Source organism: Vreelandella hamiltonii (assembly GCF_014651775.1).
Lineage (GTDB): Bacteria > Pseudomonadota > Gammaproteobacteria > Pseudomonadales > Halomonadaceae > Vreelandella > Vreelandella hamiltonii.
This window is the reverse complement of sequence record NZ_BMXN01000026.1, coordinates 36818-47156: the sequence shown is the minus strand read 5'-3', so window position 1 is coordinate 47156 and position 10339 is coordinate 36818. Positions and strand designations below refer to the sequence as shown.

The following is a 10339-nucleotide window of genomic DNA, read 5'->3' as shown; positions in this document are numbered from 1 at the left end:
GGCAATAACGGGCTTGCGAAAGCCAACTTGCACGGGGCGAATGATCAAAAAGTGCTCGCTGGCGGTGATAGGGAAAGTGTCGGCGCCGGCTTCACGGATTCAGGTTCATTGACTAGAATAACGATAGCGTCGTTTCTTGTTGACGCTCAAATGCTTGGCGCCACTCATAGTGAGAAGTCTCACGATATCTTGAAAACTTAAAGTCATCCGGTGGTAATGTTGCCTTATCGTCTAGCAGATTTTTTATTAATATGCCGACGGCGTAACCTAGGCTGGTAGGCACTGCATTGCCAATCTGCTTGTACTGTTGCACCAATGGCCCAGCTATCTGCCAGCTATCGGGAAACTCCTGGACTCGTTTATACTCTTCTATTGATAGAGGCCGATTTTCTTCTGGGTGAGCAAGGTCTGTAGCGGGCATGGCTGGGTGAGTAACGAGTGTCGGAGCAGGTTTGTCCCAACTAAGTCGTCTCAAAAATCCAGTTTTTCCTCCGCCAGAGAAAAATGATTTTCCTAATGCTTCTTTTTGCATGCTAGTGGGTAGTGAGCGCCAATTTTGCCCGGCTTTTATTTGCTGATAATACTTGAGGCGTTTCTCTGGGAAGTTTAAGTGTGTATGGCTCTTTAAGCCAGCAACTGCTTCTCTGAAAGTTTTCCACTTAGGTAATCCGTGGGTTCCTTCATGAGAGTGAGTTGGTTGTAAGAAGGGTGCTGCATTTCCGTCGCGGGAACACACTATAATTACTCTTTCACGTGTTTGAGGTGTGCCAAAGTTAGCAGAATTATAAAGATTGAATGTGCATGCGTAACCGGCTTTTTTTAGCAGGCATAAAATAAAATTGAGGGCGCCGCCTTTCATTTCATCGAGTGATAGATCGGGAAAGCCTGGGCCGCGTTGACTGTGAGGTCGGTGGTCCATAGGGCATGAAAGTAGTCCGCGGACATTCTCAATGACGAGATATCGTGGCTTCAGCTTGATAGCTAAATTGATAAATGTGAGAAAAGCATTGCCACGGTCATCATTAAAAGCTTTCCGCTTTCCTGCAGTGCTGAATGCTTGGCAGGGTGGGCCTCCTATCATTAAGTCGATGCTGCCGATATCTACCTGCGCAGCTTCGGTAATTTGCGATGCTGAGTAAGCGTTGATATCACCAAGCAAGGCGGTGTTAGGACGGTTGAGTAATATTGTTTCGCGGCAGTATTTGTCGAATTCACAAGCCAAACGGATATCAAATCCTGCTTTTTCAATGCCTAAATCAAAGCCCATTGCGCCAGAAAAAAAACTCAGCGCGATAGGCTTGTTAGGGTCGGCTGAAGCATCTATATATGCTGGATGATCCTCTGCGACAGCATGACCTGTTCTAGTTTTATAGCGTGTAACGCTTTCAGAATCGACAGCCCAAGTATTGCCAATTCTTTCTGCCTTGAGTATCTGTTGGCGGCAAAGGCGGCGTGTGTACTGGGGGCTTATACCAAGTATTGTTGCGGCATCGTCGATGCTGATGTGGGTACCCATATCTAGTTTCCTCTTCGAAACCTCTTCGGGTACCTATAGTCACTGTATTATTTTGATGTGTCAACGGGGGTGTTTTTTTCTGGTAAATGCTGTAACATTCCAAAAATTTTGGCCCAGTGGCTGCAAAAAGCAGCACCATATCGGCAGTCAAGCACCAAGCTGTCGAAAGAGCACCGCGCTTGTTGCACTGGTCGTCAAGTGGGAAAAGTAGTCAGCGACATGCTGCGCCATGGCCAACACCGTTATGAAGGCCACGGAAAGAGAACAACAAGCGGGATGAAACCGATTTTTTTATTGTCGGCTTCGTCCCGCTTTTTTACGACCCGACGTTTGTACGCAAACGCCGTAACCGGATCGCCGAGCCTGCGCCCACAGGCTCCCACCAGCATGGGAGAACGTGTTTTGAATAACCCCGCATTGAGCAAACCCGCGATATTGGCCCTGGAAGATGGCAGTGTGTTTCATGGAACGGCCATCGGCGCGGAGGGAATCACGAGCGGTGAGGTGGTGTTCAATACAGCCATGACCGGCTATCAGGAAATTCTCACCGACCCCTCTTATACCCGCCAGATCGTCACCCTGACCTACCCGCATATCGGCAATACCGGCATCAATTCCGAAGACATCGAGTCCGCTTCCATTGCGGCGGCGGGCCTGGTGATTCGCGATCTCCCCCTGCTGGCCAGCAGCTTCCGTTCCGAACAGAGCCTTTCCGATTATCTGGTCAGCCAGAACGTGCTGGGCATTGCCGATATCGACACCCGCCGCTTGACGCGCATTCTGCGTGACAAGGGCGCTCAGAACGGGGCGATTCTGGCAGGTGCCGAGGCCGAAGGTGATGATGCCGTCGAGCGTGCGCTGGCGGCGGCGAAGGCGTTTCCGGGCCTGAAGGGCATGGACCTGGCGAAAGAAGTCTCCTGCAAGGAGGCCTATGAGTGGTCGGAAGGCGAGTGGACCCTGGGCGAAGGTTACGCGGATGCCAGCCAGGGTGAGCGCCCCTACCATGTGGTGGCCTTCGATTACGGCGTGAAATTCAACATCCTGCGCATGCTGGCGGCCCGTGGCTGCCGCTTGACGGTGGTGCCTGCGCAAACCCCTGCGGCAGACGTGCTGGCCATGAACCCGGACGGCGTCTTCCTGGCCAACGGCCCCGGCGACCCCGAGCCCTGCGATTACGCCATCAAGGCGATCCAGGAAGTGCTGGAAACCGACACCCCGGTGTTTGGTATCTGCCTGGGCCACCAGCTGCTGGCGCTGGCCTCTGGCGCGAAAACCGTCAAGATGGGCCACGGCCACCACGGCGCCAACCACCCGGTTCAAGACCTGGACACCGGCACGGTGATGATCACCAGCCAGAACCATGGCTTTGCCGCCGATGAAGCTTCCCTGCCCAGCAACGTGCGCGCCACGCACCGTTCGCTGTTCGACGGCACCTTGCAGGGAATCGAGCGCACCGACCGCCCGGCCTTCAGCTTCCAGGGGCACCCGGAAGCCAGCCCCGGCCCGCGCGATGTAGCGCCGCTGTTCGATCGCTTCATCGCGATGATGCAGGCGCGCCGCTAAGTCAGCCGCGCTGCCGCTCATTGCCCAGTTACGTCGCCTCGATGCTCATCGTCACCACTTTTTGCGGGAACCGTTATGCCTAAGCGTACCGATATCAACAGCATTCTCATCATTGGCGCTGGTCCGATCGTCATCGGCCAGGCCTGCGAATTCGACTACTCCGGCGCCCAGGCTTGTAAAGCGCTGCGCGAGGAGGGCTACCGGGTCATTCTGGTGAACTCCAACCCGGCCACCATCATGACCGACCCGGCCATGGCCGATGCCACCTACATCGAGCCGATCACCTGGCAGGCGGTAGAGAAGATCATCGAAGCCGAGCGCCCGGATGTGATCCTGCCCACCATGGGCGGCCAGACGGCGCTGAACTGCGCGCTGGACCTCGACAAGCACGGCGTGCTGGCCAAGTACGGCGTCGAGATGATCGGTGCCAACGCCGATGCCATCAACAAGGCCGAAGACCGCGACCTGTTCGACAAGGCGATGAAGAACATCGGCCTGGAGTGCCCCAAGGCCAAAGTGGCGCACACCATGGACGAGGCCTGGGAGATTCAGGCAGAGCTGGGCTTCCCGACCATCATTCGTCCTTCCTACACCATGGGCGGCTCCGGCGGCGGCGTGGCGTACAACAAGGAAGAGTTCGAAGAGATCTGTACCCGTGGGTTCGAGCTTTCCAACAACCACGAGCTGCTCATCGACGAGTCGCTGCTGGGCTGGAAAGAGTACGAGATGGAAGTGGTGCGTGACCGCAACGACAACTGCATCATCGTCTGCGCCATCGAAAACTTCGACCCCATGGGCGTACACACCGGCGACTCGATTACCGTCGCGCCTGCCCAGACGCTGACCGATAAAGAGTACCAGATCATGCGCGACGCCTCTCTGGCCGTGCTGCGCGAGATCGGCGTGGAAACCGGGGGGTCGAACGTGCAGTTCGGTATGGACCCGAAAACCGGTCGCATGGTGGTGATCGAGATGAACCCGCGGGTGTCGCGCTCCTCGGCGCTGGCGTCCAAGGCTACCGGTTTCCCGATTGCCAAGATCGCTGCCAAGCTGGCGGTGGGCTACACCCTGGACGAGCTGCAGAACGACATCACCGGCGGCCAGACCCCGGCCTCGTTCGAGCCCTCCATCGATTACGTGGTCACCAAGATTCCGCGTTTCACCTTCGAGAAGTTCCCCCAGGCCAACGACCGCCTGACCACCCAGATGAAGTCGGTGGGCGAGGTGATGGCCATTGGCCGTACCTTCCAGGAGTCGCTGCAGAAAGCGCTGCGCGGCATGGAAACCGGCAACGATGGCCTCGACCCGATCATCACCGAGTTCACCGACGAAGCCATGGCCCAGATCAAGGGCGAGCTGCAGGCAGCGGGTGCCGAGCGCATCTTCTTCGTCGCCGACGCCATGCGTGCGGGCATGAGCGTGGATGAGATCTTTGCGCTGACCAACATCGACCGCTGGTTCCTGGTGCAAATGGAAGACCTGATTCTCACCGAAGCCGCCGTGTCCAAGCGCGCCTTGGCAGAGTTCTCGGCGCGTGAGCTGTTCCAGCTCAAGCGCAAGGGCTTCTCCGATGCGCGGCTGGCGAAGCTGCTGGGCGTCTCCGAGAAGGAGTTCCGCAAGACGCGTCAGGCAGCAGGGATTCGTCCTGTCTACAAGCGCGTCGACACCTGTGCCGCCGAGTTTGCCTCCGATACCGCCTACATGTACTCCACCTATGAAGAGGAGTGCGAAGCGGACGTGTCGGATCGCCAGAAGATCATGGTGCTGGGCGGTGGCCCGAACCGTATCGGACAGGGTATCGAGTTCGACTACTGCTGCGTGCACGCCGCCTTCGCCATGCGCGACGACGGCTATGAAACCATCATGGTCAACTGCAACCCGGAAACCGTCTCCACCGACTACGACACCTCCGACCGCCTCTACTTCGAGCCGGTGACGCTGGAAGACGTGCTGGAAATCGCCGACAAGGAGAAGCCGGTGGGCGTCATCGTCCAGTTCGGCGGCCAGACGCCGCTGAAGCTGGCCCGTGAGCTTGAAGCGGCAGGCGTGCCGATCATCGGTACCACGCCGGATGCCATCGACCGCGCCGAAGACCGCGAGCGCTTCCAGGTGATGATCGACAAGCTCGGCCTGAAGCAGCCGCCCAACGCCACGGCTCGCAGCTTCGAAGAAGCCTTCACCAAGGCCGAGAAGATCGGCTACCCGCTGGTCGTGCGTCCCAGCTATGTACTGGGTGGCCGTGCCATGGAGATCGTCTACGACGCCTCCGAGCTCGAAAACTACATGACCAACGCGGTCAAGGTCTCCAACGACTCGCCGGTACTGCTGGATCACTTCCTCAGCGCGGCAGTGGAAGTGGACATCGACGCGGTCTCCGATGGTCATCAGGTGGTCATCGGCGGCATCATGCAGCACGTCGAGCAGGCAGGCGTTCACTCTGGCGACTCTGCCTGTGCGCTGCCACCCTACTCGCTGCCCGCCGACGTGCAGGACGAGATGCGCGCACAGGTCAAGAAAATGGCCGTCGAGCTGGGCGTGAAAGGCCTGATGAACGTGCAGCTGGCCTGGCAGGATGGCGATATCTACGTGATCGAGGTCAACCCGCGTGCTTCGCGTACCGTGCCTTTCGTTTCCAAGTGCATCGGCACCTCGCTGGCGCAGATTGCCGCCCGCTGCATGGCAGGCAAGACCCTGGCGGAGCAGGGCTTCGAGCGTGAAATCGTGCCGCACTTCTATAGCGTCAAGGAAGCCGTTTTCCCGTTCAACAAGTTCCAGGGCGTGGACCCGATCCTCTCGCCGGAAATGAAGTCCACCGGTGAAGTCATGGGCTCGGGCGATACCTTCGCCGAAGCCTTCTTCAAGGCGCAGCTGGGCGCGGGTGAGGCGATTCCGGCGCTGGAAGGCGACCGCAAGGCGTTCCTGTCGGTACGCGAGCCGGACAAGCAGGGGATTATCGAAGTGGCTCGTTCTCTGCTAACATTGGGCTTCACGCTATGTGCAACACGCGGTACCGCTGCGGCCCTCGAAGCCGCCGGGCTGCCCGTGGAGCACGTCAATAAAGTCAATGAAGGCCGTCCCCATATCGTCGATCTGCTGAAGAACGACGAAATCGCCTACATCGTGAATACCACCGAAGGTCGTCAGGCAATCAACGACTCTTCGATCATTCGCCGTACTGCTCTTGCGCGCAAGGTGCCCTATGCGACCACCTTGGCGGGCGCTAATGCTGTTTGCATGGCGCTGGAGTACGGTAGGGAGATTACGGTGCGGCGCCTTCAGGATCTGCACGCAGGAGCAACGCAATGAACAAGGTCCCGATGACGGTTGCGGGAGAGAAGAGCCTTCGCGATGAGCTCAACCATCTGAAGAGCGAAGCTCGCCCTCAGGTGATTGCCGCCATCGCCGAAGCGCGTGAGCACGGCGATCTCAAGGAGAACGCCGAGTACCACGCTGCGCGCGAACAGCAAGGCTTCATCGAAGGCCGTATTCAGGAAATCGAGAGCAAACTCTCCGGTGCCCAGGTGATCGACGTCACCAAGCTGCCGAAAACCGGCAAGGTGATCTTTGGCGTCACCGTGTCACTGCTGAACCTGGACAGCGACGCCAGCGTGACGTACCGCATCGTGGGTGAAGACGAAGCGGACATCAAGGCCGGGCGCATTTCCGTGACATCGCCCATTGCCCGCGCGCTGATCGGCAAGGAAGAGGGCGACGTGGTAGTGGTGAAAACCCCTGGTGGCGACGTGGAGTACGAAATCGAGAGCGTCGAGCACCTCTGATCACGTTCCGCTAGCGCCATGAAAAAGGCCCGGTGCAGTTTCCTGCACCGGGCCTTTTCGTCTGGCGCTGCTTTATGATGGGCGCCAGATCCGTTCAGCCAAGCGTCCGCTCAGCCAAACGGCCCTGCGTCAGTGCCGCCCGTGGTGGTTCTCGAAGCGGGTCACATTGGAGAGCTTGGGGTTGGCCTTGGGGTTACGACGGTACAGCAGCGCCATCTTGCCGATGGTTTGCACCAGCTCGGCCTTGCTGTCAGCCAGCAACTCGTTGATCATCGCGGCGCGATCATCCCGCTCGGGCAGGGCGAGCTTCACTTTGATCAGCTCGTGGTCGTTGAGCGCGCGGCTGAGTTCTGCGAGCAGGTTTTCGGAGACGCCGTTCTCAGAAACGGTGACCACGGGGTTCAAATGGTGGCCAATGCTACGAAATGCTTTCTTTTGTGCCTGTGACAAGCTCATGGTATCTTGCGGTATCCCGGTTAGCGCTTAACGTTCCATCTTACGGTGAAATGCCGTCAAGTGAAAGCAATCCCGTCAATGCGCCCATCTCTTATTCCAGCGTCAGATGCCTCTATGCAGCAAAAGCCTCCAAGCCGTAAACATTCAGTGAGCAAAACCAGCAACAACTGGAAGAAAGAACATTTCGACGACCAGTACGTGAAACAGAGCTGGCAGGATGGCTATCGCTCCCGGGCAAGCTACAAGCTGCTGGAGCTGGATGAGAAGGACAAGCTGTTTCGCAATGGCATGACGGTGATCGACCTGGGTGCAGCGCCTGGCGGGTGGAGTCAGATCGCCGCCGAGAAGGTTGGCCCGGAAGGTGTCGTGATCGCCTCCGACATTCTGGAGATGGACGCCCTGGCAGGGGTCGACTTCATTCAGGGCGACTTTACCGAAGAACGTGTACTCAATGCGATTCTCGAGCGGTTGGGAAATCGACCGGTAGACCTTGTTATGTCCGACATGGCCCCCAATATGAGTGGTATGGCCGCCATCGACCAGCCACAGGCCATGTACCTTGTCGAGCTTGCTCTGGAGCTGGCGCGTGAAACGCTCTCGCCCAAGGGGCGTTTTCTGGTCAAAGTGTTTCAGGGGGAGGGCTTCGACACCTATTTGAAGGAGCTGCGCGGCAGCTTTCAGCGCGTAGTGACCCGTAAGCCGGATGCTTCACGGGCCCGTTCACGAGAAGTCTATTTTCTGGCCGAAGGCTTTCGCGGTTAGCAAGTGACCGCGTGCATGGCCACGATAGCGACGATTTATCACCACGATTGCCAGACAGGCAGGCGTAAGGTGTGTCACATTATGCACATTGGACGAGCGTGACACAGATGGCCCAGGGCGTTATGCGCTTTGGCAATGGTTGAACGTTAAACTCTAGTGTAAGGTCTGAGTACTAACGGTTAACTGACGGATTCTTGTAATGAGGGTAGCCCCTTGAACGATATGGCGAAGAACCTGATTCTGTGGTTGGTCATCGCGGCCGTTCTGCTGACAGTGTTCAACAATTTCAGTACGGAAAGCGCGCCGCAAAGCACCAACTACTCCCAGTTTGTGCAGCAGGTGCAAAATCAGCAGATCCGCAGCGTCACCATCGATGGCTATACCATCACCGGTGAGCGGACCGATGGTTCGCAGTTCCAGACCATCCGCCCTGCCGCAGAAGATCCCAAGCTGATCGACGACCTGCTGAGCAACAATGTCACGGTGGTCGGCAAGGAGCCTGAACAGCAAAGCATCTGGACGCGGCTGCTGATTGCCAGTTTCCCGATCCTGTTGATCCTGGCGATCTTCATGTTCTTCATGCGCCAGATGCAAGGCGGTGCCGGTGGTGGCAAGGGTGGCCCGATGAGCTTTGGCAAGTCGAAGGCCAAGCTGCTCTCGCAAGACCAGATCAAGACCACCTTTGCTGACGTGGCGGGCTGTGACGAGGCCAAGGAAGAGGTGGAAGAGCTGGTCGACTTCCTGCGCGACCCCACCAAATTCCAGCGTCTGGGGGGTACCATTCCCCGTGGCGTGCTGATGGTCGGTCCTCCCGGTACCGGTAAGACGCTGCTGGCCAAGTCCATTGCCGGTGAGGCCAAGGTACCGTTCTTCTCCATCTCGGGTTCCGACTTCGTCGAGATGTTCGTGGGCGTGGGTGCGTCCCGCGTACGCGACATGTTCGAGCAGGCCAAGAAGCAGGCGCCCTGCATCATCTTCATCGACGAGATCGATGCCGTGGGTCGCTCGCGCGGCACCGGCATGGGTGGCGGTAACGATGAACGCGAGCAGACGCTGAACCAGCTGCTGGTCGAGATGGACGGTTTCGAAGCCAACGAAGGCATCATCGTGATTGCGGCCACCAACCGTCCGGACGTACTCGACCCCGCGCTGCTGCGCCCGGGCCGCTTCGACCGTCAGGTAACCGTGGGCTTGCCGGATATCCGTGGCCGTGAGCATATTCTGGGCGTTCACCTGCGCAAGGTGCCGCTGGCCGATGACGTGAAGCCGCAGCTGATTGCCCGTGGTACGCCTGGCTTCTCCGGTGCCGACCTGGCCAACCTGGTGAACGAGGCTGCCCTGTTTGCGGCGCGTCGTAACAAGCGCCTGGTAGGCATGGAAGAGCTTGAGCTGGCCAAGGACAAGATCATGATGGGCGCCGAGCGCAAATCCATGGTCATGACCGATAAAGAGAAGCTCAATACCGCTTACCACGAGGCAGGTCACGCGATCATTGGTCTGGTCATGCCCGAGCACGACCCGGTCTACAAGGTCACGATTATTCCCCGTGGCCGCGCTCTGGGTGTGACGATGTTCCTGCCGGAAGAGGATCGTTACAGCCTGTCGCGCCAGCAGATCATCAGCCAGCTCTGCTCACTGTTCGGTGGTCGTATTGCCGAAGAGATGACGCTTGGGCCCAACGGTGTCACCACGGGTGCTTCCAACGACATCAAGCGCGCCACGGAGCTGGCCCATAACATGGTGGCCAAGTGGGGGCTTTCGGATGAAATGGGTCCGATCATGTACGACGAGGACGAGTCTCACCAGTTCCTCGGTGGCCCGGGCCAGGGTGGCGGCAAGCTGAAGTCCGGCGAAACCACCACGCGCCTCGATAAGGAAGTGCGCAAGATCATCGACTCGTGCTACGAGCAGGCGCGCCAGATTTTGCATGACAACCGCGACAAGCTGGATGCCATGGCCGAAGCGCTGATGAAGTACGAGACCATCGATGCGCATCAGCTGAAAGACATCATGGAAGGGCGTGACCCTCGCCCGCCGGAAGGCTGGGGTGACGGTGACTCTTCGGGTGGCGGCTCTCCGGTAGGTGGCGACAAGCCGGAAGCGAAACCAGAAGAGCCTGAAGCTTCCTCGGAAGGCGATAGCGAAGAAGACGATGACGAGCCGCGTCGTCGCCCTTCGGACCCGTTGGGTGGGTCGGCGGGCTCTTGAGCCAGGCCATCACGCAAACCAGCAAAGGCGCCCCAGCGGGGCGCCTTTTTGTTAT

The 10339-nt window shown here is 58.3% G+C and carries 7 protein-coding genes; 5 read left to right on the top strand and 2 right to left on the bottom strand.

Translation table 11 applies throughout. The features are described 5' to 3' along the window. Window positions 1–112 precede the first annotated feature (112 nt). Window positions 113–1516: a DNA cytosine methyltransferase gene (locus IE091_RS16070; protein ID WP_144984282.1), complete on the bottom strand. Its 1404-nt coding sequence runs from the start codon at window positions 1514–1516 to the stop codon at window positions 113–115. Between the two features lie 417 nt (window positions 1517–1933). Here IE091_RS16070 and carA point away from each other — a divergent pair, with 417 nt between their 5' ends. The 3 genes from carA (at window position 1934) to greA (ending at window position 6858) form a co-directional block, all read left to right on the top strand. Then, window positions 1934–3079: a glutamine-hydrolyzing carbamoyl-phosphate synthase small subunit gene (carA, locus tag IE091_RS16065; protein WP_026001950.1), complete on the top strand. Its 1146-nt coding sequence runs from the start codon at window positions 1934–1936 to the stop codon at window positions 3077–3079. 75 nt (window positions 3080–3154) lie between these two features. Next, a complete protein-coding gene (carB, locus tag IE091_RS16060; RefSeq protein WP_189464102.1) occupies window positions 3155–6385 on the top strand; it encodes a carbamoyl-phosphate synthase large subunit in 3231 nt (1076 codons plus the stop codon). After that, entirely contained in the window at window positions 6382–6858 is a 477-nt protein-coding gene (gene greA, locus IE091_RS16055) for a transcription elongation factor GreA (protein ID WP_039181387.1), read from the top strand. The genes carB and greA overlap by 4 nt, the downstream gene beginning before the upstream one ends. A 129-nt stretch (window positions 6859–6987) precedes the next feature. Here the strand turns inward: greA and yhbY are convergent, their stop codons facing one another. Continuing rightward, window positions 6988–7314, bottom strand: coding sequence for a ribosome assembly RNA-binding protein YhbY (gene yhbY / locus IE091_RS16050; RefSeq protein ID WP_016915916.1), 327 nt, complete (start codon window positions 7312–7314; stop codon window positions 6988–6990). A gap of 114 nt (window positions 7315–7428) precedes the next feature. Here yhbY and rlmE point away from each other — a divergent pair, with 114 nt between their 5' ends. Together rlmE and ftsH are read left to right on the top strand one after the other, a co-directional pair. Beyond that, window positions 7429–8076 (top strand): 23S rRNA (uridine(2552)-2'-O)-methyltransferase RlmE, encoded by a 648-nt coding sequence (rlmE, locus tag IE091_RS16045; RefSeq protein ID WP_016915917.1) that lies wholly within the window; start codon window positions 7429–7431, stop codon window positions 8074–8076. Between the two features lie 213 nt (window positions 8077–8289). After that, complete coding sequence (gene ftsH, locus IE091_RS16040; RefSeq protein ID WP_189464101.1) at window positions 8290–10284, top strand: ATP-dependent zinc metalloprotease FtsH; 1995 nt, start codon at window positions 8290–8292, stop codon at window positions 10282–10284. Window positions 10285–10339 lie beyond the last annotated feature (55 nt).

What these genes read in the sequence shown, in the direction of transcription:
- IE091_RS16070 (WP_144984282.1), bottom strand. Translation starts at nt 1,516, where the DNA reads ATGGGTACCCACATCAGCATCGACGATGCCGCAACAATACTTGGTATA.
- carB (WP_189464102.1), top strand. Translation starts at nt 3,155, where the DNA reads ATGCCTAAGCGTACCGATATCAACAGCATTCTCATCATTGGCGCTGGT.
- greA (WP_039181387.1), top strand. Translation starts at nt 6,382, where the DNA reads ATGAACAAGGTCCCGATGACGGTTGCGGGAGAGAAGAGCCTTCGCGAT.
- yhbY (WP_016915916.1), bottom strand. Translation starts at nt 7,314, where the DNA reads ATGAGCTTGTCACAGGCACAAAAGAAAGCATTTCGTAGCATTGGCCAC.
- rlmE (WP_016915917.1), top strand. Translation starts at nt 7,429, where the DNA reads ATGCAGCAAAAGCCTCCAAGCCGTAAACATTCAGTGAGCAAAACCAGC.